The following is a 25731-nucleotide window of genomic DNA, read 5'->3' as shown; positions in this document are numbered from 1 at the left end:
GATAAGGGATAAGGGATAAGGGATAAGGGATAAGGGATAAGGGATAAGGGATAAGACTCGATTATATCCACCTAGGACGGTAAGTTTTGTCAACACTCTCTAACCTTCACTAAGCTTCCAGCGCCACACTCTTTCTACCTACAGCGAAGTGCTTTCATTTCTTAATCACGCAGTAAACTGTGGTAAAAGAGATTCCCGACGACGCTCCTTCGTCGCTTTCGGGAATGACACCGTTTGATTTCAGAGTGCTTGAACGTCATCCTCAAGAGCGAGGCACGGGCGAGTTGGGGAGCTTTTATTCCCTCTCACATCTCGAAGCGAAACGTTCCTCAGGGCAGAGCCTGCTCCCAACTCCCGAAGCGCAGCGTTCCACAGGGCAAAGCCCGTTCCTTCCCCCCGCTCTTCGAGTATAAAAAAGCCGCCCATAAAGGCGGCTTAGAAAACTCAATATACTCGTTAAACTGAGAACGGGTACTGAATTGGATCGTGGTGTTCGTAACCTTCCACCCAGAAGTCATCTAGGGTTACCCATGTTTCCAAATCTTCTAGCGATTTGATTTCTGGGTTGATGTGGAAGGTTGCCGCTTTTAGTGGCTCACGCTTCAACTGGATGTCACGCATTGGAGCAAGCTGATCTTCGTAGATGTGTGCGTTAACAATCTTATGGTAAGCCTGACCAGGTTTCTTACCTGTAATTTGCGCCATGATTGCCAAGAACACATACACTTGAACCATGTTGAAGTTCAGACCGAGCGGAACGTCACAAGAGCGCTGCGTGCTGTTTAGGTATAGCGTGTCACCTAACAGTGAGAAGTGGTGGCTGTACATACATGGACGCAAACAGCCCATGTGGAATTCACCAGGGTTGTAGAAGTTTAGGATTTCACCACGGTCATCAACACCGCGCGTCAAATCATCCACAATCTTACGCAACTGGTCGATATGACCGCCATCTGGCTTCGCCCATGCTCGGCCTTGAACGCCATATACGCGTCCCATGTCGTCCTCACCCTTGCGGAATGGGTTGTTCAACCATGCTTCATTTAGGTTTGCGTTCGCATCCCACGTTTTGGTACCCAGCTTACGGAAGTCTTCAGCGTTGTCGTAGCCACGGATATAACCAAGTAGCTCAGCAACTGCCGCTTTCCAAAAGCTCTTACGTGTCGTCACTAATGGGAATTGGTTGTTAGCAACATCGTAGGTCAAGTCTGCGTTGATCACCGTTAGGCAGCGTTTGCCTGTACGTTCGTTTTCAACCCAAGTGCCTTGGTCAACGATACGCTGACACAAATCTAAATACTGTTTCACACCAATTCCTTACTTCGTTTCTGCTTGGACTTTGTCTTGGTAAAGACCACGTTTGTACGCCCAAACCATCATAAGGATACCCAGAATGATCATCGGTGAGGATAGGATTTGTCCCATCGAAATGTAACCACCAAATAAACCAAGCTGCGCATCCGGTTCGCGAACAAACTCAACTAGGAAACGGAATGTACCATATCCAGCTAAAAATAGCCCTGATACCGCACCTAAAGGACGAGGCTTTTTGATAAACCAGTTAAGGATAAAGAACAGCACAATACCTTCTAGGAACATCTCATAAAGCTGAGATGGGTGACGAGGCAGTGGGCCACCGTTCGGGAAGATGATCGCCCATGGCACATCCGTTACACGTCCCCAAAGTTCGCTGTTCATGAAGTTACCCATACGCCCCATACCAAGGCCAAATGGCACTAACGGCGCGACAAAGTCCGCCACACCAAAGAAAGTTCGACCATTCTTATGTGCGTACCAGAACATGGCGGTGATAACACCTAGCAAGCCACCATGGAATGACATGCCGCCAGTCCAGACTTTGAATAGGTATAGAGGATCGGCTAAGAACAAATCAAAGTTGTAGAAAATAACGTAGCCAACACGACCACCAATCACTACCCCAAGGAAACCCGCGAACAACAAGTCAGAAACTTGCTCACGCGTCCAACCACTACCCGGCTTATCTGCGCGACGATTTGCCAACCATAGTGCGAACATAAAGCCGACTAGGTACATCAAACCGTACCAACGAACAGAAACAGGACCAATAGAGACTAAAACCGGATCAATATTGGGAAATTCTAAATATCCCTGAGACATAACTCATTCTCTTCTTATTGCTAATAAAACAGGTGGACTTTACAGCAGCATGGTCGCTGCAACAAACATCAAAAACACGGCAAAGATCTTCTTCAAGACCGCCGTAGGAAGGTTGGTTGCCATCTTCGCGCCGACTTTCGTCGTGAGCATCGACGTCATCGCAATCGCCGCTAAAGCTGGCAGGTAAACATAACCCACACTGTAGTCAGGTAGCCCTTCTACTTTGTAGCCATGTAAGATAAATCCAATCATGCCTGAAATCGCAATCACGCAGCCACACACCGATGAGGAGCCAACCGCTTTACGCATTTCAATACCATGCTTGTTTAAGAAAGGCACTGACAGTGAACCACCACCAATACCAGCAAGACTCGATACCACACCAATTCCCGTTCCGTACATCATAGTGACCGGACTACTTGGCATTGGCTTCTCGCTTTTCGTCTTAATTGAGCGAAACATTTGTACAGCTAGACACAGCACAATCACCCCAAAGACTTTCGGTAAGTAATGCGTTGGGATCCACTCGGCGATATTAGCACCAACAAAACCGCCAATCACCACGCCAGGCATCAGCCATTTGACGACGAACATATCGACGTTGCCAAGCTTAAGGTGGTTAAGTGCAGAAGAACCAGAGGTCACGATGATACTCGCCAATGACGTTGCTAACGCCATGTGCATGCTCATTTCAGGAGAGATACCAGCAAGAGGAAGAAGGTAAAGTAGCGCAGGTACGACAATCAGTCCGCCCCCGATACCAAGAAGCCCCGCCATCACGCCTACGAAAGCGCCTAGCGCGAGCAATAATATAAATAAAGAGATGGTCACTGTTACCTACTTCTTACCTGCACGAATAAAGCCGGCAAAGCCTTGCTGGATAAAGAAATCATGCATCATTTGATGGATTTCTTGCCCGTAAGAGCATGACATGGCTTTTTCGACGAGTTTTTCGAGTTCTTTTTGTTGGCTATGACGAATCAAATATTTCACCTTAGCCACGTTCGAGGTGTTCATACTCAAACTGTTGTAGCCTAAGCCCAACAGGAGCAACGCACCAAATGGATCACCAGCTAGCTCACCACAAATACACACAGGCACTTGATATTGGTGGCAAACATCGTGAATCTGTTTTAACGCTAACAATACCGCTGGATGCATGGATTCATAGACATCCGCAACACGGGAATTGTTCCGATCGACAGCCAACAAATATTGCGTTAAGTCGTTGGTACCGACGGAAACGAAGTCAACACGGTGAGCGATAGCCGGCAGCAAGTACACCATTGAAGGCACTTCGATCATCACCCCAACCTTCGGAGCTTGAATTCGCTCATCCAACAACACCACCTCGCTGTAGGCTTGATTAATCAGTGCGACGGCGTCGTCGAACTCTTTAATGCCTGACACCATTGGCAATAAAATGCTCAAGTTGCCACTTTCCGCACTCGCCCTTAGCATCGCTCTCAATTGGATCAAAAAGATGTCTGGGTGATCCAAGGTAAAACGAATACCACGCCAGCCTAAAAATGGGTTGTCTTCATCAATAGGCAAATACGGCAATGGTTTATCACCACCGATATCTAGGGTGCGCATTACAACGCGTTGATTCGGGTAACTGTTCAGAATCGCTTGGTACTGATGATACTGCTCATCTTCAGACGGAAAGTGATGCTGAAGTAAAAAAGCGATTTCCGTTCGATACAAACCAACGCCATCAACACCGGAGTTGATCGCGATATTGCTATCGGCACTCAAACCCGCGTTGAGCATTACCTCAACATGGCAATCATCTTGCGTGATCGCAGGCAGTGCTAAGTCTTTGTTCACCATGGCGAACAATTCAGACTCTTCACTAACAAGGCTACGATACTCGCGCAGAAGCTGCCTGTTCGGTTCTAAATAAATCTCACCAGTGTACCCATCAACAATGCCGTTCTTACCATTTACGACGCTGGTGTTGATGTTCGCGCCCATGATGGCAGGAACACCCAATGCACGTGAGAGAATCGCAGCGTGGGAGTTTGCAGCACCTTCTAGTGACACCACAGCCAACAGATGTTGCTTTGGAATTGATGCGAGTAAAGTCGCCGTAAGTTCATTGGCAACCAAGATCACCGGACGATCAATCGAGGCATGCTCTTGCTCACTGTTGTGCAAGAAATACAGCAGACGTTGTCCCAACTCTCGAATATCTTGCGCGCGCTCACGCAGGTAAACATCAGACATACGCGCAAAGCGGTTCGAGTAGGTTTCAACAACTTGGCGCAATGCCCAGTCAGCACGATCGCCCTTTTCAATCTGCTTCTTGAGATCGCCACGCAGCATTGGATCATTGAGTAAGTGAGTAAAAAGGTCGAAGATCGCCAAGGCGTCTTTATTGATTTCACTGTCGAACTTCTTACGCATACGACGAAAATCGCTCAGCGCCCTTTCCACCGCGACCGCAAGCAGTTCATGCTCTCGTTCTTTATCTAAGGCAGAGGCAGGGAAAACATCGCTCAAATTAGGCTGGGTATTGTCAAACCAGAACTCACCTATCGCTACACCCGTTGAAGCTGGTAGCCCTTTAATCACCGTTGGTTTAGAGGCAAGTTGCCAATGACCGAGATTTTGCGCATGGGCAATCAGTATTGCAATCTGAGCGGACAAGGTAACAAGGAAAGACTCTTCCATCTCACTGAACAAACGCGGCGTTTTCTGCTGGATAACCAACACACCTAATACTTGCTTACGATGGATGATTGGGGTGCCAAGAAAAGAGTGGTAAACCTGCTCACCCAATTGAGGAAAGAATTTGAAATCAGGGTGAGTGGAGGCCTCTGCCAAGTTTAACGGTTCTGCACTGCGCTTCACCAAACCGACCAAGCCCTCATTGAAGTTGATATGGATGCTATCGCCTTCAAAAGTAAGGCCTTGAGTTGCCATTAACTCAAGGCGCTGCATTTCTTCATTAGCAAGGTAAATAGTACAACACTCAGTGCATAGGGCGGCGCAAGTCTCTTTTACCAATATGTCGAGTGCCAGATGCACGTCATCGACTCTGGAGACTTTTTCAACTATTTCCCTTAGCTGACTGAGCATGTTAATCCTCTATCTACGTTGCTTTTTTCTTTTCCCTTTCGTCTTGCGCTCTCGAAAAGGCATGGCTAAAGATGCAAACTCTTTCATTGCTCGACGGTATACGTCACGCTTGAAAGAAACAACTTGCCTAACTGGATACCAGTAGCTTACCCAGCGCCAACCATCAAATTCAGGGGATTTCCCACGCTGCATATTAATGCGGGATTCATCGCATTCTAATCGCAGCAGAAACCATTTCTGTTTTTGGCCGATACAAACAGGCTTGGAGTCCCAACGCACCAATCGCTTTGGTAGCTTATATCTTAACCAATGACGACTTGTTGCGATGATCTTAACGTCTTTTTTCGTCAGACCGACTTCTTCATATAACTCCCTGAACATGGCTTGTTCAGGTGTTTCACCTTCGTCAATCCCACCTTGTGGAAATTGCCATGAGTGTTGCCCGTATCGTTTAGCCCAGAAGACCTGACCATGGTTATTACATATCACAATACCAACATTAAGTCGGTAACCATCGCCATCTATCACTGGCTAACCTCTATGAATAATTTTTTATTACCGTGATTTTTCCACATATCCCCATTACTAGCAAACTTACTGATGTGATATGAGCAAGATTTATTAGCTTTTGGCCAATTTTGGATATCTTTTGAACAGACATTATTTTATCAACACAAGATTGAGACATAGCCCACATTTATTCACCTTTTCTGTGAATAACTTTGTGAAGAAAACGCTATCAACAAAGAATTTTGTTCAAAACCATCACAAGCGCCAATTTCAATAATGATAACAAAAAACAGTAAGCCATTGATTATAAATACATATATTTAGGTTCTGATGATTTAATGATCTTACTTTTTTTGATGATCTTTTCACCAAATACAGATCGGTCAAAGATCGCACAATCGGTTATTTATCCACATTGGACAGGTAGGACTTCATGACATCTCAATAAAATCAAGCCTCAATCATGTCTTAAACCACTGTTTATTCATCCAGCCTACATAGAGATCCTATTGGTCACTTCCTAATCTGTGGATAAGTTATGAATTGATCATTCTTAATTCAGCTCGATGAAATCTTCGACAGAGGATTTTATTCAAATTTGTTAGACTAGACGTTTTCCAATACCACCTTGTCATTATGAAACCAGAACCACAATCCGAAGCTGAACTAATGGAACGCGCGCAAGACATTGCTGGCTTAAGCTTTGCCGAGCTCGCAGAAGAAGCCGGCATGACCGTTCCTGAAAACTTGAAACGCGATAAAGGTTGGGTCGGTCAATTACTCGAATGGCATTTGGGAGCCCCAGCCGGCAGCAAGCCTCAGCAAGATTTCGCCAAACTTGGGATCGAGCTAAAGAGCATTCCGATCGGTTATTCTGGCAAACCTTTAGAGACCACCTTTGTCTCTGTTGCCCCACTGACTGGCGTGCAAGGTTTAACATGGGAAACCAGTCATGTACGTAATAAACTGTCCCGTGTGCTTTGGGTACCAGTAGAAGGTGAACGCGAGATTCCGTTGGCTGAGCGCCGTGTCGGCAGCCCGTTGATTTGGTCGCCAGATCAAGAAGAGGAGCAGATTCTGAAAAACGATTGGGAAGAATTGATGGAATTGATCGTACTAGGTAAGTTTGATCAAATTTCCGCCAGACACGGAGAAGCGCTGCACTTACGTCCGAAAGCTGCAAATGCGAAAGCTTTAACGGAAGCGTACAGTTCGAACGGAAAACCGATCAAAACCCTGCCTCGTGGTTTCTATCTCAGGACACAATTTACTGAGCAGATCCTACTGAAGCATTATATTAACGCCCAATCAGAGTGATTAATGCGTTACCAGTGACAGTTCAATGTCACAGTAAGAGGCTGCGCCATCGCTACCAAATTCATCGTAAGCGTTGTGCAGTCTCAAGTAAGCTTTATCAATCCCTAACCTAAGCAGTTCCTCTTTTACCAAATCTAACGATCCAAAATGAATCGGATCTTCGCCATCTTTGATTGGCTCTAGTTGGTGTTTGTACTCCACTGCTAATAGATAGTCAGAGACATCAGAACAACCTATCACAAAGACCTTCGGTGTTTTGTAAGAGTCCTTGTGGTGGCCATGCAACCACATGTCGAGTTGATGCTTCTGCATAATGCACCTCCTTCACAAGATCCTTTAAGTCTAGTTAGCGTATTGATAAGTTTCGAGTTAACGACAAAGAGAAACCTAAATCATTTGCGACCACGACTAAAAATCCCCTATATTGGAATGACTTATTCAGTCGGTAACTCTTCAAGGATGTGAAATGCAATATACAAAACTACCGCACTCATCACTCGAGATCAGTAAGATCTGCCTTGGCACTATGACGTTTGGTGAGCAAAATACCGAACAAGAAGCGTTTCAACAGCTCGACTTTGCCCTCGATCATGGGGTGAATTTCATCGATACTGCCGAGATGTATCCCGTTCCGCCGAAAGCTGAGACACAAGGACTCACTGAGCAATACATAGGTAATTGGCTAGCGAAAAGCGGTAAGCGTGAGAAAGTCGTATTGGCAACAAAGGTCGCAGGTCCACGCAACGTTCCCTACATTCGTGAGAACATGAGCTTAAACCGCCGACACATCCATACCGCGATTGATGACAGCCTTAAACGCCTACAAACGGATTATGTCGATCTATACCAACTGCACTGGCCGCAACGTCAAACCAACTGCTTTGGACAGCTCAACTACCCTTACCCAGACAAGCAAGAAGAAGTCACGCTGATCGAAACACTTGAAGCACTGACTGAGTTAGTCAAAGCGGGCAAAATACGTTACATCGGTGTATCGAACGAAACCCCATGGGGTGTGATGTCACTACTGCGTTTGGCAGAGAAACATGACCTGCCGAGAATCGTTTCCATCCAAAACCCATATAACTTATTAAACCGCAGCTTCGAAGTTGGCTTGTCTGAAATCAGCCACTACGAAGGCGTTCAGCTACTGGCTTATTCACCGCTAGCATTTGGTTGTTTGAGTGGTAAATACCTAAACGGAGCGAAACCTGAAGGCGCACGTTGCACCATTTGGGAGCGCTTTGCTCGCTACTTCACCCCGCAAGGCGTAAAAGCCACCGAAGCGTATGTAAACCTAGCTCGTGACCACGGTTTAGATCCTGCGCAAATGGCGCTGGCATTTGTCAATCAACGCCCATTTGTGGCTTCCAACATCATTGGCGCAACTAACCTAGAGCAGCTCAAATCAAACATCGATAGTATCGATGTTCATTTAAGTGAAGAATTGCTCAATGACATCCAAGCGATTGGCACCACTTACTCAAACCCGTGTCCGTAGCGTTTTATTTCCCAATGGACCAAAAACAAAGAGGCTGACCACAATGGTCAGCCTCTTTGCATCAGTGAGTTAAACCCAAGTTGAACCGAATATATGTGAGTGACAGTTCCACTTGGGTTACTGATTACGTTGGTATTCGCGCAGTTAAAACACGGCGAAGATGACGAACTCGGCGTTCAACTTTGACAGCATCAGGCACACTGACATGATTTGTACGACCTTCTTTATCTAAGCCAATATCTTTTAACAAGTGCTCATTTGTCCAAGGGATTTGATGAGCATTACGGCGAACCATACGTTGCCATTGCTTTTCTTCACGTTTCAAATCAGCTTTCAAAAGCACGGTGGCCAATTTCAAATAGATAGAGTGACGCATAATTTTTCTCCAAATAGCGATAGATAATCGACTGGGAAAAATAGTGGGCTAATTACACAGAGAGATTCTGTTGAGACTAAGCCGCTACTTTTCCGCAGCCTAGAAATAAGAGGTAGGTTACGGATTAATTTAATCTAATGAGCCATTGGCGTCTTGTTTGCTCGCTTCGAAGGTTGAGCGAACATCAGACATACGATCAGCGCAAGCAGTGGTGTTAACAACGTAATGTTTCATCTTGCGCCTCCTAGCTAAAAATTAATCCGTGATTGATGTGGTATAACTCATTGAGTTACGGTTGAATTGTAAGCAACAGAGGATATTTATCAAACCATTTTTGTATTTTTGCTTGAAAACAAACCATTAGCCTAAAATCAGGTTGCATATAGTTTTTTGAATAACATATTCAACTAAGGAATATATAAAAACTCGAGTTTTATAAATACTCAGCATTTACGCACAAAAAAGGAGCGACATTCCGCTCCTTTAATCTTGCTGCCAGATAGACGGTTTATACCGTCTGCTCTGAAATCAAGTTGTGTTTGTTCAGTAATCGATACATGGTAGCACGCGATACACCAAGCTCTTTTGCGGCATTCGATACCTGACCAGAGTGCGACTCCAACACCACCAGCAATGCATCTCTTTCGCTCTTCTCACGAATCGACTTCAGACTGCGTTTTGAGTCATTACGTTGAGGCAAGTCTAGGTGATGCTCTTCAATCATGACGCTATCAGACATCAGAACTGCGCGTTTCACTTGGTTCATCAACTCACGGACGTTACCTGGCCAGAAGTAACGCGTCAGCGCCTTCAAAGTATCTTCCGAGAAGCTCTTTGCCTGTGAGTTGTACTCTTTTGAGAATTCCTGCAGGTAGAAACGCGCCAACAAAGCGATGTCACTCGCACGCTCTTTCAAGCTTGGAACATTGATACGTAGTACGTTGATGTAATGGTAAAGCTCTTCATTGAAGTCACCATCGATTAGCGCTTTCTCAACGTCGGATGAGTTCGCAGCCAGAACACGCACATTAACGTTTTTCGCGCCATCACGAGTCTCAATCGTGCCTTCTTGCAAGAAGCGCAAGAGATTCATCTGCTGCTCTTTCGAAATCGTTAAGATGTCATTGAAAAGAACGGTACCGCCATCAGCTTGCTCAAGTAGGCTTGGCCCCATCTCTTCATCGGCATCAATACCAAACACTTCCGCTTGGAAACGTTGCTCGTTGAGTGCACGACAGTTGATTGACAAAAATGGCTTGTGAGAGCGTGAAGAGACTTTATGAATCGCACGCGCAACGGCCTCTTTACCTGTACCGCTTTCGCCGTAGATAAGAATACTCACATCCGTTGGACCGATACGTTTCACTTGATCACGCAGACGCTTCATTGGAATAGATTCACCAATCAACCCCATGTCTAGGCTATTACCAAAGCTTGGCCAGACTTTCTTCTCTAGTTTTAGCATGCCCAATTGGTGGCCAATGGTACTTAGCAGCTGCGCATCTGGGATTGGCGCAGTGAAGAAGTCGATACAGAAGTTCACGATGAACTGACAGATGGTATCAGTTCCAAGTTGAGATTCGCGGATGAACGCCAACCAACGCACGTGCTTATGAGAACTCACTAAGTTAGCTAAACCGTTAAGACTGAACTCATCATGGCTGAGGTCAACTATACCAATGCATGGTCCAATATCTTCTAACAATGTGTTGGCTTTACGTAAGTCACCCACTTGGTGACACTTCCATCCCACTTGTTCTAGTACTGATAACCAAGGTTCGTAAGTACCGCCAACTACGACTAGCGATCCCGGAATGGAATCCATCTTAAACTGCCCAGCCATTCTTTAACCCTTATTGATTGTTGATAGAAATTTCGCTCCACAAACCCATCTTTGCGAACGGGTAACATTATCGAGACTGTGCCTGACGAAGTCTGTCTCAATATTAAGACTATGCAACAGATTGAGATTTGGCGAATGGTTATTTGACTATACCATCCGGACTTAAATGCAAATAGTTGAATTAGCTCAAATTAAAGTTACAAAAAAACCACCCGCAGGTGGTTTTTTCATTACTCAGCGAGGAGATTACGCTTGTGGGCGCATCGCTGGGAATAGGATCACGTCACGGATAGTGTGCGTGTTAGTCAGCAGCATAACTAGGCGGTCGATACCGATACCTTGGCCTGCTGTTGGCGGTAGGCCGTGCTCTAGTGCAGTGATGTAGTCAGCATCGTAGAACATTGCTTCGTCATCACCAGACTCTTTCGCTTCAACCTGTGCTTTAAAGCGCGCGTCTTGGTCTTCAGCATCGTTAAGCTCAGAGAAGCCGTTCGCTACTTCACGACCACCGATGAAGAATTCAAAGCGGTCAGTGAAGAACGGGTTGTCATCGCTACGACGAGCCAATGGAGAGATATCTGCTGGGTAACCAGTGATGAACGTTGGCTGCATTAGCTTAGGTTCTGCTGTTTCACCAAAGATCTCTTCAAGAAGCTGACCACATGTCCAGAAAGGTTCTACTTCAACGTGAACAGATTTCGCGATAGAAACCATTAGGTCACGGTCTTGAATATCTTCTTCTGTTAGCGCTTGGATTTGCGCGTGGTCTGGGTTGTAGTGCTTGATTGCTTCGAACATGCTCATACGAGTGTAAGTGCCGCCAAACTCAACCGTGTCATCACCGTAAGGCATTGACGTTGAACCTAGTACTTCTAGAGCAACTGAGCTTAGTAGCTCTTCAGTTAGGTCCATCAGATCTTTGTAATCCGCGTACGCCATGTAGAATTCCATCATTGTGAATTCTGGGTTGTGACGCGGAGAAAGACCTTCGTTACGGAAGTTACGGTTGATTTCGAATACGCGATCGAAACCACCAACAACTAGACGCTTCAGGTATAGCTCTGGTGCGATACGTAGGTACATTGGCATGTCTAGTGCGTTGTGGTGCGTGATGAATGGACGCGCACTCGCACCGCCAGGGATAACGTGCATCATTGGCGTTTCAACTTCCATGAACTGTTTAGTGATCATGAAGTTACGGATTGCAGACATTACTTTAGAACGTACTACGAACGCTTGACGAGAATCTTCGTTAACGATTAGGTCAACGTAACGTTGACGGTAACGCATCTCTTGGTCAGTTAGACCGTGGAACTTCTCTGGTAGTGGACGAAGTGCTTTGGTTAGCAATTCGAACTCTTCCATGTTCACGTATAGGTCGCCTTTGCCAGATTTGTGCAGCGCACCTTTAACACCGATGATGTCACCGATATCTAGACCTTGGTATTTTTCTTTCAGTACTTTTTGTACCGCTTTATCAGCGTAAGCTTGGATACGGCCAGAAGTTTCTTGAATTACCAAGAATGGACCACGTTTAGCCATGATACGGCCAGCGATTGCTACTACGTGGTTAAGCTCTTCTAGCTCTTCCTTCGTCTTTTCACCGAACTCTTTCTGAAGGTCGCCCGCTAGTGCGTCACGACGGAAGTCGTTTGGATGGCCGTTCGCTTTGCAGCTCTTTCGGATTGCATCCAGTTTAGCGCGGCGTTCAGCAATTAGCTTGTTCTCTTCTTGTGCAGAGGCTTCTTGTACAGTTTCGTTTTGAACAGCATCAGTCATTTTCGATGTATCCTGTTTTTTGTCGGTGAAAAGCTTTATAGACCTGATTTCAGGCTAGCTTCAATAAATTTGTCCAGATCGCCATCAAGAACCGCTTGAGTATTACGGTTTTCAACGCCCGTACGGAGGTCTTTAATGCGCGAGTCATCCAATACGTAAGAACGGATCTGGCTACCCCAGCCAATGTCAGACTTAGCGTCTTCATTAGCTTGTTTTTCCGCGTTTTGCTTTTGCAATTCAAGCTCAAATAGCTTCGCTCGAAGCTGTTTCATTGCCTGATCTTTGTTCTTATGCTGAGAACGGTCGTTCTGACATTGCACTACTGTGTTCGTTGGAACGTGCGTGATACGTACCGCAGATTCAGTGGTGTTAACGTGCTGACCACCTGCACCTGACGCACGGTAAACGTCGATACGTAGGTCAGACGGGTTAATGTCGATATCAATGTTTTCATCAATCTCTGGGTAGATAAACGCAGAAGCAAATGAGGTATGACGACGGCCGCCTGAATCGAATGGCGATTTACGAACAAGACGGTGAACGCCTGTTTCTGTACGTAGCCAGCCGTAAGCGTACTCACCAGAGATCTTCACAGTTGCGCCCTTAAGACCCGCAACTTCGCCTTCCGATACTTCGATCACCTCAGACTTAAAGCCTTTCGCTTCAGCCCAACGTAGGTACATACGTAGCATCATGTTGGTCCAGTCTTGTGCTTCTGTACCACCTGAGCCTGCTTGCAAATCGATGTAGCAATCAGAGCTGTCGTGGTCGCCAGAGAACATACGACGGAATTCAAGCTGTTCTAGCTTCTCTTCCAACTCAGCAAGTTCTGGTTCGATTTCGTCAAACGTTTCTTGATCTTCTTCTTCAACCGCAAGTTCTAGAAGACCTTCAACGTCCTCTACACCTTGTTCTAGTTGATCGATCGTCTCTACAACCGCTTCAAGAGATGCACGCTCTTTACCTAGTGCTTGTGCACGTTCTGGCTCGTTCCATACATCCGGTTGTTCAAGTTCTGCGTTGACCTCTTCTAGACGCTCTTTCTTAGCGTCATAGTCAAAGATACCCCCTCAGGACATTCGTGCGCTCAGACACGTCCTGCAGACGGTTTTTAATTGGATTGATTTCAAACATGTTGGCTCAACATTTTAGAATAGAATTTAACCGAGAAATTCTACTCAAAAATGTGACGGAGATACAGGAAAATTTCGGGTGGGAAATCAGATTGCAATTAGAGAGAGCACGGTCATAAAATTTTTGCCCCACAAAAAGGCGACCGTACTCTATAAGAAGTGACGTTCTCGGTATTACTTGGCTTCGATGAGGTCAATCATTAGCTGTAATGATTGATTGCCACGAAACTCATTCACATCCAACTTATACGCTAGACGTACTGTTTTGACCGATGCATCTGGCCAACGACGCAAATCAACGTTAAACGCAATCCCATCAATCATCACATTGGTTGGATGGCCTTTATAAAGCGGTTCTAACATCAGCTTAAGGTGCTTCTCACCCACCAGCTTTTGGTGCAATACTTTAAATTCGCCATCAAAGATAGGTTCTGGGAACGCTTGACCAAAAGGACCACCCGAGCGCAGCTGCTCCGCGACATGCATGGAAAACTCTTCAGGCTTAAGCTCACCATCAGACATGATCACACCTTTCAGCGCTGCTTCATCCAACTCTTTCTTCACAACTTCATCAAACAAACGGCTAAAGCGTTCAAAGTCTTGCTCTTTGATGGTTAAGCCCGCCGCCATCGCGTGGCCACCAAATTTGATGATCAAACCAGGGTTTTGTGTATCGATGAAATCCAGCGCATCACGCATGTGAAGCCCCGGGATAGAGCGACAAGAACCTTTAATTGTCCCTTCACCACCATCAGCAAAGGCGATAACCGGACGATGGAACTTCTCTTTGATACGCGAAGCAAGAATACCAATCACGCCTTGGTGCCAATCACGTTGGAACAGTGCTAGGCCGTATGGCAGTTCACTGTTTTCACCAAACTGAAGACGCTCACAAAAAGCCATCGCCTCTTGCTTCATGCCTTCTTCAATCTCTTTACGAGTTTGGTTCAAACCGTCCAACTCACTCGCCATGCGACGCGCGGCATGGATGTTGTTACACATCAGCAGCTCGACACCGAATGACATGTCATCCAAGCGACCTGCGGCGTTAATGCGTGGTCCCAGAGCGAAACCAAAATCAGACGCGACCAAACGACGTGCATCGCGCTTCGCGACTTCAATCAAGGCTTGAATGCCGGGACGTGCTTTACCTGCACGAATACGCTGCAAACCTTGGTGTACAAGGATACGGTTATTTTCATCCAGCGGCACAACATCGGCGACAGTGCCAAGTGCTACTAAGTCGATCAATTCCATCAACTTAGGCTCTTGCATGCCTTGCTGCGCGAACCAGTTCTGTTTGCGCATGTACACACACAGCGCCATCATCAGATAGAAAGCCACACCTACCCCAGCCAACGCTTTCGATGGGAAAGCACAACTGTCTAGGTTTGGGTTCACCATCGCATCCACATCCGGAAGCACTTGCCCCGGTAAATGGTGGTCAGTCACCAGCACCGTAATGCCATTTTCTTTAGCATAACGGACACCCTCAATCGACGAGACCCCGTTATCCACCGTCATGATCATCTCTGCGCCAAGCTCTAAAGCTTGATCAACCACTTCCGGGCTCAGTCCATAGCCATCTTCGAAACGGTTCGGCACCAAGTAATCCACGTTATTGCTGCCCAGCATACGTAAGGCAAGCACCGACAAAGCAGAGCTGGTTGCACCATCGGCATCAAAGTCGCCTACGACAATAATGCGTTTTTGCTCATTAATGGCTTGGAACAGCAGTTCAACCGCTTGGTCAATGCCCCCCAACTGTTGGTACGAATGCAAACCGCGTGCAGAGGTCTCTAGTTGAGCCACATCCGTGATGCCACGGTTAATGTAAATGCGCTTTAGAATGGCAGGAATGGAATCAGGAAGAAGAGAAAGATCCGGTTCGGGACGTCGTTGAATTTCTATCATGTTTGAAAAGAGCCAGCGAGTACTGCTGGCTCTGCTCCTTAAAGGATTATTGTTGCTCTAAACGTTTTAGCAGATCTGCTGGCGGAAGGTAACCACCTACTAGCTCACCGTTTGGTAGGAAGATCGCAGGTGTACCAGAGATACCAAGCTCACGACCTAGGTTGTAATGCGCTTGGATAGTCTCTTTACACTGCTTAAGATCTTTTGCTGGGTTATCGAATGTACGTTCCACTTTTGCGTTGTGCATAGCGGATTGAGGATCCTCTGCACACCAAATAGTTGCCATCTGCTCAGCGACTGGGCCTGTTGCGCCTTGACGAGGGTACGCCATGTAACGAACAGTAATGCCTAAGTCGTTGTAACCTTGCATTTGGCTATGCAGACGCACACAGTAACCACATGTGATATCCGTAAATACCGTCACCACATATTTCTCGTTGTCCGCTTTATATTCGATCACGCTGTCAGAGAACTTCGCGATTTTTGCTGCATTCAATGGTGCTTGACGTTCAGCAACAACGTCTTTGTAGCCGCCGTTATCATCGATGGCGTAAAGCGTACCGGCAATAAAGTGATTACCATCGTTTGATGCGAACAACACACCACCATTGGTTTGAATTTCTAATAAACCAGCAACGTCTGATGGTTGGATATCAAGAATAGATACCCCCAACTTAGAGAACTTGGCTTTTAGTGCGGCCTCATCAAAAGTCTGTTTTGCCGCTGGTGCGACTTGTTGTGCAGGAGTTTCCGTTTTTGCCTGACTTTCTTCAGCACCACAAGCGGTAACGAAAAACGGTAAAGTCAGCAGAGTTAGTCGGCGTAATACGCTCATTAAATTCACCTTAAAATTAAATCCTTTCATCCAATGAGACAATGGATGAACCAAACCATCATTATGCTCTTGGGTGGTGTTGACTGTGGATTTGTTTCAATCGCTCAGTCGCCACGTGAGTATAAATTTGCGTGGTCGATAAGTCACTATGCCCCAACAGCATCTGTACGACCCTGAGATCTGCGCCATAGTTCAATAAGTGTGTTGCAAAAGCATGGCGAAGTACGTGCGGCGACAACTGGTCAGTATCGATACCAGCAATCACAGCATAGTACTTGATACGGTGCCAAAACGTTTGGCGAGTCATCTGCCTAGCACGTTTACTCGGGAAAACCACATCTGACGTAGTCTCCCCTAATAAAGCAGACCGACCTTGTTGGATAAAAGTTTCAATCCAATCGACCGCGTTCTCTCCCATTGGGACAAGGCGTTCTTTACCACCTTTACCCGTCACGCGCACTACCCCTTGGCGCAAACTGACGTTTTCCATTGTCAAGCTGACTAGCTCTGTCACACGCAGACCTGTCGCGTAAAGCAGTTCTAGCATGGCTTTATCACGCAGCTCAACTGGGTCATTCGGATCTGGCGCATCTAGCAGAGCATCGACTTGCTCTTCACTGATGTCTTTAGGTAGGCGCTGCGGCAACTTTGGGCTGACCAACAAAGCACTCGGATCATCCGCGCGTACTTTTTCACGGTGAATGTATTGGAACAAACGGCGAATCGCCGACAGCATACGCGCGCGGGAAGTCTGCTTATAATCTAAATCTACAAGATAGCTTTGGTATTCTTGCAAGCCAGACAGACTGATGAAATCCAAACGGTAGCTGTGTTGCTCCATCCACGCGAGCAGTTTCATTAAATCATTTCGGTAGGAAGCCAACGTGTTCTCTGATAGGCCACGCTCCATCCACATCGCATCTAAGAATTGCTCAACAAGGCCAAAATCTTGTTGATTGACAGGCTGTTGTGCCGTCATGAATGCTTCCTTATCTGTTTATATTTACAGTATTGAGAGTAAGGCAAGAGCCCAACCAATACCATAAAAAAATCATCTCCCGCGGGATATTCGCTGCAATCTTCCCCGTTTTATGGTTAGAATCTGCCACAACAGCAACACAAAAAACGACGAATATAATGAAAATCGGACTCTTTTACGGCTCAACCACCTGCTACACAGAAATGGCAGCAGAGAAAATTCGCAATATCATTGGTGAAGACCTTGTCGACATTCACAACGTGAAAGAGACACCGCTGTCACTGATGGCAGACTACGATTTACTGCTGATTGGTATCTCGACTTGGGACTTCGGTGAAATCCAAGAAGATTGGAGTGCAATCTGGGAAGACATTGCAACGACACCGCTAAAAGGCAAAGTGGTTGCTCTGTTTGGCTTGGGTGACCAAGAAGGCTATGGCGAATGGTACCTTGACGCGATGGGTCTCCTGCATGACGAACTCAAAGCGACTGGTGCGCAATTCATTGGCTACTGGCCAAACGAAGGTTATGAGTTTGAAGCGTCAAAAGCATTGACTGAAGATGGCAGCCAGTTTGTCGGCTTAGCGCTGGATGAAGATTCCCAGTATGAACTGAGTGACGAACGCATCGAGAAATGGTGTGAGCAAGTGTTGGTGGAGTTTCACGACACGCTATAAGTCAGCAATAGCAGTGACGATACAACAGACAAACAAAAAGCCCGGTGAATCACTTCACCGGGCTTTTTTAATCTTGCGAGTCAGCAATTATGCCGCTTCTTCAGTCAACTCTGGTTGTGAAGATTTAGCAACAAAGAACATGCAAACAATCGCTGCAAACGTTGGTAGAACCCAACCCATGCCCACTTCGAATAGTGGCAGCATGTCGAATGCAGATACGTCTAGGCCCGCTACTTTCGCAGCATCAATCAATGCAAACAGTAGAGATACTAGTAGTACAGATCGGTATGCCACACGTGGGTTTGGCAGCTTGCTGCGAACAAACGTTAGCGCAACCAATGCAACCGCTACAGGGTAAAGTGCAAATAGCACTGGCACTGATAGAGAGATCAGTTGAGCTAGACCAACGTTAGCAATTAGAGCACAAGCCGCACCGTTAATAATAACCCACTGCTTGTAAGTCAGTTTTGTCTTAGAGCTAAAGAAATCTGAACATGCCGAGATAAGGCCGATCGCTGTCGTCAAACATGCCAACAGTACAATGATTGAAAGAACAATCTGGCCGTAAGGACCAAATAACGCTTGAACGTACTGGCTCAGTACTGCACCACCGTTGTCTGCACCCGCTGCAATAGTTGCACTCGTCGCGCCTAGGTAGAACAATGAGATGTATACAAACGCAAGACCCGCTGCGGCAATACAACCAGCGCAGATTAGGTATTTCGTTGTTGCCGCGCGCTCAGTGATGCCTTTGCTACGAAGTGCATCCACCATTAGCATACCGAACATCAACGATGCGAACGTATCCATGGTGTTGTAACCTTCAAGGAAGCCCTTGGTTAGCGGCTGAGTTAGGTACTCGCCATGCGCGCCCATCATTTCGCCTTGCGGGTCAACAAACACAGCAATCGCAAGAACGATAAGGCCAAGGAACAGTACTGGCGTTAGCACTTTACCAATCAAGTCAATCAAACGACCTTGGAACCAAGCGAAAGCCATTGCTACCGCGAAGAACAAGATTGAGAATGACGTTAGATGCGCTTGTGATGCATCTAAGAAGAATGGTTTGATAGCCATCTCGTAAGCCACAAGGCCAGTACGAGGTGCAGCAAATGCAGGGCCGATGATGATGAAGATCAACGCCGCCATCAGCACTGCTGCTTTCTTTGGAAGATCTTGAGTCAAATGATCCCAAGAGCCGCCTGCTACAGCAATAGCAACGATAGTAATAAGAGGTAGACCTACCGCTGTTAGCAAGAAACCGAACATTGCTGGCATCAGATGATCACCCGCTAGCTGACCCGCTAGTGGTGGAAAGATGATGTTGCCGGCACCCAAAAAGAACGCAAATAGCATAAAGCCTACTGCGATAATATCTGTTAGTTTTAACGTCTGCTTCACAGATAACCCTTTTTCTGAATTAATGAATGTTGTGTATGCATCGACCACTTTTTGTATACCCAAATAAAATGAGTACCTGTGGTTCAATCTATAAATTTTCCGCCGCATAATGACGAAAGACCCATCATTTGGCAACCTTTAAGAAAAAAACACCATATTAATTTAGTTCGCCAACTTAAAAGCAGTGAATATCACTACTCTAGGTTTTATGACCAGTTATTTGTCTCGATCAATTGAGAATACAATTTAATAACCAACAAGATAACAATCTACACAATTAAGAAACAATAGAGCATTTCTCTCTATTATTGAGTAAATATAAAACAATCATGAAGAGCGAAAGAATTCAGACTAAAGGCTTCAAGTTCAAGCAATTTTCCATTCACGGTGGCGAAAGTGGCATGCCTGTCAGTACCGATGGTGTGATGCTTGGTGCTTGGGCAAATTGCACACCACAGAATAAAATTTTGGACGTCGGCACGGGCACAGGTTTGCTGGCCTTAATGTGCGCGCAGCGATTTCCTTCAGCGCAAATCACCGCCCTTGATATCGAAATCACAGCGATCGAAGCGGCAAAACAAAACTTCGCTCAATCACCATGGTCAGACAGACTCAGCCTTCACCACAGCGATGTATTGCAGTTTGCACCTGAACATCGTTTTGAACGCATCATCTGTAACCCGCCCTACTTCAACAGTGGTGAGCAATCGAAACAAAGCCAACGCGCAACCGCCAGACACACAGATACCTTGCAGCACAGCGCATTACTCAACCGATGTCATGAACTGCTGACGGATGAGGGGACAGCCAATTTCGTCCTGCCGATTACCGAAGGCGAGCAATTTATTACTATGGCGCTGCAACAGGGGTGGCACTTGTCACGTCTGTGCCGCGTGCAACCATCACAGAAAAAGCCCGTGCACCGTTTACTGTTTGAATTAGCCAAACAAGCTTGTGATACTCAGGAAACGCATTTGATCATCCATTCAAGCGAGGGTTATAGCGACGACTTTACTCAGCTAACTCGCGAGTTTTATCTTAAGATGTGAAATAACATGTGATCCTTGTCACCAATCACTTTATAATGTGCGACCTTTTTATATTCTATGCTGCTGTGGCGAACCATTAACCAAGCTTTGCTTGTGGAGAACTCATTGTGATCAGAACCTTTGCTGAACTTGATCTAGACCAAAACCTACTAGAAGCCATCGAAGAGATGGGCTACGAACGCCCAACTAAAATTCAGGCAGAAGCGATTCCACAAGCGTTAGATGGTCGTGACATTCTAGCGTCAGCACCAACTGGTACTGGTAAAACGGCAGCGTTCGTCCTGCCAGCACTGCAATACCTGCAAGATTTCCCACGTCGTAAACCTGGGCCTGCACGTATTCTGATCCTAACGCCAACTCGTGAACTTGCGATGCAGGTAGCGGATCAAGCTCGTGCACTGGCGAAAAACACTAAGCTAAACATCTTCACCATCACTGGTGGCGTTCAATACCAAGAGCACGCAGACATCCTAGCAACCACACAAGATATCGTGGTAGCAACGCCAGGTCGTCTACGTGAATACATTGACGCAGAGCGTTTTGACTGTCGTGCAATTGAATGGCTAATCCTTGATGAAGCAGACCGCATGCTAGACATGGGCTTTGCGCCAACGGTTGACCGTCTGTCTAACGAATGTCGCTGGCGTAAACAAACCCTTCTGTTCTCAGCAACATTAGAAGGCAAAGGCGTAGAAGGTTTCACAGCAGACCTACTGAACGAACCAGCAGAGATCGACGCGAAGTCACCACTGCGTGAGCGTAAGAAGATTGCACAGTGGTACCACCGTGCTGATGACGCTGAGCATAAACTTGCCCTGCTAAAACACATCATCACAGAGCAAGCAGAACGCACTATCGTGTTCTTGAAGACTCGTGAGCGTTTAGCGGAGCTTCGTGCACAACTAGAGAGCGCACAGATTCCATGTTCTTGGATTCAAGGTGAAATGCCTCAAGATCGTCGTAACAACGCAATCTCTCGCTTCCGTGAAGGCACAGTTAACGTACTACTAGCGACAGACGTAGCGGCGCGTGGTATCGACCTTCCAGACGTATCACACGTAATCAACTACGATATGCCGCGCACGGCTGACGTATACCTTCACCGTATCGGCCGTACGGCTCGTGCTGGTAAGAAAGGTAACGCTATCTCAATCGTAGAAGCACACGACCAACCAATGATGGATCGCGTTGCTCGTTACGTAAAAGAAGACATCAAAGAGCGTTTCGTGAAAGAGATGCGCCCTAAACACAAAAAACCTGTGTTTAAGAAGAAAAAGAAAAAAGACGACAAGAAGAAAGTAGCTAAGAAGAAAACCGCCAAGAAAAAGTAATCACGTCTGATTAATTCCAAATCTAAAAGAGCCGCAATCGCGGCTCTTTTTGTTTTTCATGTTTACAGCTGATGGGCTGGAAGCGTTTTGTCTTCATAGGCATCCGCGAAGCCATGGTTACGGTCACGGTGCCCCGCTTCATCTTCTCGAATCCGCAAAATCACATCTCTTAGCATCGCATCAGCAGGCAGCTTATAGTAATCAACCGCCAGAGTCGGAGCTGGTACGTTCTCTACTTCCCCACTATCAATTTTCTCTAGGTACTCTGTGTAGCTATTACATGCTTCTTCTTCGAAGTAGCCCACAACACGGTGAGCGATTTTAGAAGACAGTAGATAGATGAAGCTATACACAAGAATAAACACGCCTTGCCCAAGCAGCACGAGCAAACGCTCAATCAAACTCGGCTTGGCAATGTCGAGGAAAATCATCAGGTGCATGCGCTCGTTCTCGGCCTCGTCGAGGAGTTCTCGGATCCAGCCTTCATCATCTTTCATTCGACGTAGCGCTTTGAGGTGGTTGAACATGCCCGCAACCATACCGGGCACAGCTGCGATCGTTTCGAGAATCACCGCTCGCTTTGCGTATTTCTTGCCGTAGAAGATGTTCAGAGTGAATTTCAGCAACTTGGTAATACGCAGTGCAACGTACTCTGATAACTTAGAGGCTTTTTTGTGTGTGAGCTTGAAGTCTGACATAGGAGAACTCCTTTATTTTTAAAGTTGCATTCAAAATACAACTTTAATTCTTCTTACTCAACTATTTTTTAATAACTAAAATTTTTATGTAATAAATGAAATTAAGATCAGTGTTCGATGAAATAAAAAAAGCCGGATAACTATCCGGCTTTTCGTTTGAATTGTTTAGCAGAGCTGAAACTTAACTTCGCTCAATCAGTTTTGCTCTTCTCGCTTAAACACTAAGTCTGTTGGTGTCGACTCTTCTTCAACGAAGTAGTAACCCGCAACATCAAACTTAGTGAGGTCAGCAACGCTTTCGATACGGTTTTCGATGATGTAGCGAGCCATCATGCCGCGCGCTTTCTTCGCGTAAAAGCTGATCACCTTGTATTGACCATTCTTACAATCTTTGAAGATTGGTGTGATCACTTGTGCATCTAAGTTCTTTGGCTTCACCGCTTTGAAGTATTCGTTCGATGCTAGGTTGATCAGTACGTTGTCGCCCTGAGCTGCAATCGCTTCATTCAGCTTATCGGTAATGACATTCCCCCAGAACTGGTAAAGGTTAGTGCCCTTTTCGTTTGCTAGCTTAGTGCCCATCTCAAGACGGTATGGCTGCATCAAATCAAGCGGCTTAAGCAGACCGTAAAGGCCAGACAGCATTCGCAGATGATCTTGCGCGTAATCGAAATCGGCATCTGAAAGAGTTTCCGCTTCAAGACCAGTGTACACATCACCTTTAAACGCAAGAATCGCTTGGCGCGCGTTGTCGGTAGTGAAGGTTTCACTCCACTCTTGGAAACGGCCGACGTTTAAATCAGCGATCTTGTCGCTCACTTTCATCAGTGATGAAACATCGGCAGGTGTTAACTTACGGCATACCTCGATCAGCTCTTTTGAATAGCTAACCAAGTCTGGCTGAGTAAACTTCTCGGTCGCGAGTGGTGATTCGTAATCGAGCGTTTTAGCTGGAGAAACTACGATAAGCATGACTTTAACTTCCCTAATTTTGTTTTTCATTAGAGTACAAAAAAAGCCATGCATTGTCTGCATGGCTTTTTGAATCGTGTTGATAGCTTTCAACGATGATTGGACATCAATTAGCTATCTTTCTTGTTGTTGTCCCAAATACCTTCTTCTAACTGAGATTTCAGTTCAGGGAAGTCATTCGGATCAAACGTAGGCACTTTGCCTTCGCTTAGCTGACGGTTGTAGTCTTTCGCCAGCTTAATCACGATGCCTGATAGCAAGATAATCGCCACCAAGTTCACAATCGCCATCAGACCCATAGAAACATCGGCCAATGACCAAACCACTGGTAGAGAAGCTAGCGCACCAAACATAACCATACCTAGTACAACGATACGGAAGATACCTAGACCCGCTTTGTGGTTGTGCTCTAGGAAGATTAAGTTCGTTTCTGCGTACGAGTAGTTTGCAATGATAGAAGTAAACGCGAAGAAGAAGATTGCAACAGCAACAAAGATGCCGCCCCAATCGCCGACTTGCGAGCTCAATGCGCGCTGAGTTAGCTCGATACCTGTCACTTCCGTCGCTTGGCCTACGTATTCACCTGACATCAGGATGATAGCCACAGTCGCCGAACAGATAACGATAGTATCCATGAACACGCCTAGCATCTGAACATAACCTTGAGATGCAGGGTGTGGTGGGTAAGGCGTTGCTGATGCTGCCGCGTTTGGCGCAGAACCCATACCAGCTTCGTTCGAGAATAGGCCGCGTTTGATACCGTTAATCATCGCCTGTGCGATTGCGTAACCAAGACCACCAGCCGCTGCTTCTTGCAGACCAAATGCGCTCTTGAAGATAAGCATCAGTACATCAGGAAGTTTGTCTAGGTTAGAGAACATAACGAACAGTGCTAGCACTAGGTAAGCAAGTGCCATCACAGGAACAATCAGCTCTGCTACTTTCGCAATACGCTTGATACCACCAAAGATAACCACTGCTGATAGCGCAACAACTGCGATACCAACGTAAAGATCATCCCAACCAAATGCAGTGCTCATTGCGTTTGCAATTGAGTTTGCTTGAACGGCGTTGAATACCAAACCAAAAGCGATGATTAGGAAAACCGAGAACAGCACGCCCATCCAGCGCATGCCCAAACCTTTTTCCATGTAGTAAGCAGGACCACCACGGTAGTTGCCATCATCATCTTTGGTTTTGTATAGCTGCGCTAGCGTACTTTCTGCAAACGACGTCGCCATACCAAGCATTGCAATCAACCACATCCAGAAGATTGCACCAGGGCCACCCGCAGTCAATGCAACTGCAACACCCGCCATGTTACCGGTACCTACACGTGCAGCAAGACTAGTACAAAGCGCTTGGAAAGAAGAAATACCAGCTTTGTCTGCTTTACGGCTGTTCTTAAGAACAGAGAACATGTGACCGAAGTGACGGAATTGGATGAAACCCAATCGAACGGTGAAGTAGATTCCTACACCAACAAGAAGATAAACCAGAATCGAACCCCAAAGGAGATCGTTCATCAAATTGATTAAGTCTGTCATGTGTACCTCAAAGTGAGTTGCGCCGGTCTTTGCTTCCGAGCCATCCACCAGATTGCCTGCTAAGTGTCAAAGTGTGCTTAGCTTTTTGAGTAATGTTTATTGTGCAATCTAGAATCGTAAATGTCGCTTCATGCATCCATTTTACGTACCAGCGTATTTTTTGACGGGCGGATAATGCAGCCTCGAAAGGCAAAAATCAATATGCAACAAGTAAAATAATCTTGTTATTTTTCACTATAAAGTCACCAAAAGTTAACATAAAAGGAAAACTTAACGCTCACAAGCAGCAACATCTTGTTTATCAAAATTCAACATAACTAGCCCCCTCAAACTTAACAAAACGACGTATCGTTTATTTTTAATGAGGCTAGCAATCACAAGGTATCCGACAAATATTTCCTGTGTTGGTTTGTTACCGTTGGATACATTTTAATCAAAGCGATGCTATGCAACCTTAGTATTCAAAAATTGAGTGAAATAAGCCCTTCGAATTAACATACCAAATCTCTTCATTTAATCGTTTTCGTGAGATCGTTCGCTTATTTTTTGTTCATTTTAAATGCATGCAAAATGTGATTCTGTGAGTATTTTTGCACGAAAATGTCATGTTACCGACACAAATGCGAAATATATCATGGTTATCCTC

At 46.0% G+C, this 25731-nt stretch carries 22 protein-coding genes; 5 read left to right on the top strand and 17 right to left on the bottom strand.

Annotated elements, in window-relative coordinates; genetic code table 11:
* Window positions 1-456 precede the first annotated feature (456 nt).
* Genes KIO97_RS13055 through rppH form a run of 5 tightly spaced genes read right to left on the bottom strand, consistent with a single transcriptional unit; the run spans window position 457 to window position 5751 of the window.
* Window positions 457-1308 (bottom strand): thymidylate synthase, encoded by an 852-nt coding sequence (locus KIO97_RS13055; RefSeq protein WP_038888990.1) that lies wholly within the window; start codon window positions 1306-1308, stop codon window positions 457-459.
* A 9-nt stretch (window positions 1309-1317) separates the two neighbouring features.
* Entirely contained in the window at window positions 1318-2139 is an 822-nt protein-coding gene (gene lgt / locus KIO97_RS13050) for a prolipoprotein diacylglyceryl transferase (protein WP_005428620.1), read from the bottom strand.
* A gap of 39 nt (window positions 2140-2178) precedes the next feature.
* Window positions 2179-2970, bottom strand: coding sequence for a sulfite exporter TauE/SafE family protein (locus tag KIO97_RS13045; RefSeq protein WP_038888989.1), 792 nt, complete (start codon window positions 2968-2970; stop codon window positions 2179-2181).
* Window positions 2971-2976: 6 nt separating this feature from the next.
* Window positions 2977-5223: a phosphoenolpyruvate--protein phosphotransferase gene (gene ptsP, locus KIO97_RS13040; RefSeq protein WP_038888988.1), complete on the bottom strand. Its 2247-nt coding sequence runs from the start codon at window positions 5221-5223 to the stop codon at window positions 2977-2979.
* Between the two features lie 9 nt (window positions 5224-5232).
* The gene (gene rppH / locus KIO97_RS13035; protein WP_005434895.1) at window positions 5233-5751 is read right to left on the bottom strand and encodes an RNA pyrophosphohydrolase; all 519 of its coding nucleotides are present in this window, start codon (window positions 5749-5751) and stop codon (window positions 5233-5235) included.
* A 618-nt stretch (window positions 5752-6369) separates the two neighbouring features.
* On the opposite strand from rppH, the gene mutH reads away from it, so the two are divergent.
* Window positions 6370-7050, top strand: a complete 681-nt coding sequence (gene mutH / locus KIO97_RS13030; RefSeq protein WP_012127036.1) for a DNA mismatch repair endonuclease MutH — start codon at window positions 6370-6372, stop codon at window positions 7048-7050.
* Here the strand turns inward: mutH and KIO97_RS13025 are convergent, their stop codons facing one another.
* Window positions 7051-7362 (bottom strand): DUF6482 family protein, encoded by a 312-nt coding sequence (locus tag KIO97_RS13025; protein ID WP_005447906.1) that lies wholly within the window; start codon window positions 7360-7362, stop codon window positions 7051-7053.
* A 154-nt stretch (window positions 7363-7516) separates the two neighbouring features.
* Here KIO97_RS13025 and KIO97_RS13020 point away from each other — a divergent pair, with 154 nt between their 5' ends.
* A complete protein-coding gene (locus KIO97_RS13020) occupies window positions 7517-8551 on the top strand; it encodes an NADP(H)-dependent aldo-keto reductase (RefSeq protein WP_045456465.1) in 1035 nt (344 codons plus the stop codon).
* Window positions 8552-8675: 124 nt separating this feature from the next.
* On the opposite strand, the gene KIO97_RS13015 is transcribed toward KIO97_RS13020, so the two are convergent.
* The 7 genes from KIO97_RS13015 to xerD form a co-directional block, all read right to left on the bottom strand.
* A complete protein-coding gene (locus KIO97_RS13015; RefSeq protein WP_005534145.1) occupies window positions 8676-8927 on the bottom strand; it encodes a hypothetical protein in 252 nt (83 codons plus the stop codon).
* Window positions 8928-9435: 508 nt separating this feature from the next.
* Window positions 9436-10770 carry a cyclic-di-GMP-binding transcriptional regulator VpsR gene (vpsR, locus tag KIO97_RS13010; RefSeq protein WP_012127033.1) on the bottom strand — a complete coding sequence of 445 codons (1335 nt, stop codon included), beginning with the start codon at window positions 10768-10770 and terminating at the stop codon, window positions 9436-9438.
* Window positions 10771-11016: 246 nt separating this feature from the next.
* A complete protein-coding gene (gene lysS / locus KIO97_RS13005) occupies window positions 11017-12549 on the bottom strand; it encodes a lysine--tRNA ligase (RefSeq protein WP_077261888.1) in 1533 nt (510 codons plus the stop codon).
* Between the two features lie 35 nt (window positions 12550-12584).
* Window positions 12585-13683, bottom strand: a protein-coding gene (gene prfB / locus KIO97_RS13000; RefSeq protein ID WP_100208484.1) for a peptide chain release factor 2 whose coding sequence is annotated in 2 segments (ribosomal slippage) — window positions 12585-13607 and window positions 13609-13683 — 1098 coding nt in all. Because the reading frame shifts where the segments join, the coding sequence is not laid out codon by codon here.
* Window positions 13684-13856: 173 nt separating this feature from the next.
* Window positions 13857-15596, bottom strand: coding sequence for a single-stranded-DNA-specific exonuclease RecJ (gene recJ, locus KIO97_RS12995; RefSeq protein WP_045400891.1), 1740 nt, complete (start codon window positions 15594-15596; stop codon window positions 13857-13859).
* Window positions 15597-15642: 46 nt separating this feature from the next.
* Window positions 15643-16431 carry a bifunctional protein-disulfide isomerase/oxidoreductase DsbC gene (dsbC, locus tag KIO97_RS12990; protein ID WP_039989122.1) on the bottom strand — a complete coding sequence of 263 codons (789 nt, stop codon included), beginning with the start codon at window positions 16429-16431 and terminating at the stop codon, window positions 15643-15645.
* Between the two features lie 61 nt (window positions 16432-16492).
* Window positions 16493-17410, bottom strand: coding sequence for a site-specific tyrosine recombinase XerD (xerD, locus tag KIO97_RS12985; RefSeq protein WP_005434910.1), 918 nt, complete (start codon window positions 17408-17410; stop codon window positions 16493-16495).
* Between the two features lie 158 nt (window positions 17411-17568).
* On the opposite strand from xerD, the gene fldB reads away from it, so the two are divergent.
* Window positions 17569-18087 (top strand): flavodoxin FldB, encoded by a 519-nt coding sequence (gene fldB / locus KIO97_RS12980; RefSeq protein ID WP_005447890.1) that lies wholly within the window; start codon window positions 17569-17571, stop codon window positions 18085-18087.
* A gap of 87 nt (window positions 18088-18174) precedes the next feature.
* On the opposite strand, the gene brnQ is transcribed toward fldB, so the two are convergent.
* A complete protein-coding gene (brnQ, locus tag KIO97_RS12975) occupies window positions 18175-19488 on the bottom strand; it encodes a branched-chain amino acid transport system II carrier protein (protein ID WP_038889002.1) in 1314 nt (437 codons plus the stop codon).
* 329 nt (window positions 19489-19817) lie between these two features.
* Between brnQ and KIO97_RS12970 the strand changes: the two genes are divergently transcribed.
* Window positions 19818-20537, top strand: a complete 720-nt coding sequence (locus KIO97_RS12970; RefSeq protein ID WP_285382867.1) for a tRNA1(Val) (adenine(37)-N6)-methyltransferase — start codon at window positions 19818-19820, stop codon at window positions 20535-20537.
* Window positions 20538-20644: 107 nt separating this feature from the next.
* Window positions 20645-21868, top strand: coding sequence for an ATP-dependent RNA helicase SrmB (srmB, locus tag KIO97_RS12965; protein WP_050904760.1), 1224 nt, complete (start codon window positions 20645-20647; stop codon window positions 21866-21868).
* Between the two features lie 62 nt (window positions 21869-21930).
* Here srmB and KIO97_RS12960 read toward each other — a convergent pair whose 3' ends face one another.
* From KIO97_RS12960 to KIO97_RS12950, 3 genes are all read right to left on the bottom strand, one after another.
* Window positions 21931-22566 carry an alternative oxidase gene (locus tag KIO97_RS12960; RefSeq protein WP_010646572.1) on the bottom strand — a complete coding sequence of 212 codons (636 nt, stop codon included), beginning with the start codon at window positions 22564-22566 and terminating at the stop codon, window positions 21931-21933.
* A gap of 195 nt (window positions 22567-22761) precedes the next feature.
* Window positions 22762-23538 carry a peroxide stress protein YaaA gene (yaaA, locus tag KIO97_RS12955; protein ID WP_010646571.1) on the bottom strand — a complete coding sequence of 259 codons (777 nt, stop codon included), beginning with the start codon at window positions 23536-23538 and terminating at the stop codon, window positions 22762-22764.
* A 110-nt stretch (window positions 23539-23648) separates the two neighbouring features.
* Window positions 23649-25085, bottom strand: coding sequence for a sodium:alanine symporter family protein (locus KIO97_RS12950; RefSeq protein WP_038889001.1), 1437 nt, complete (start codon window positions 25083-25085; stop codon window positions 23649-23651).
* Between the last annotated feature and the right edge of the window lie 646 nt (window positions 25086-25731).

Origin of the sequence: Vibrio sp. B181a (assembly GCF_030248375.1) — a bacterium.
GTDB lineage: Bacteria > Pseudomonadota > Gammaproteobacteria > Enterobacterales > Vibrionaceae > Vibrio > Vibrio campbellii.
This window is presented reverse-complemented; position numbering and strand designations above follow the sequence as displayed.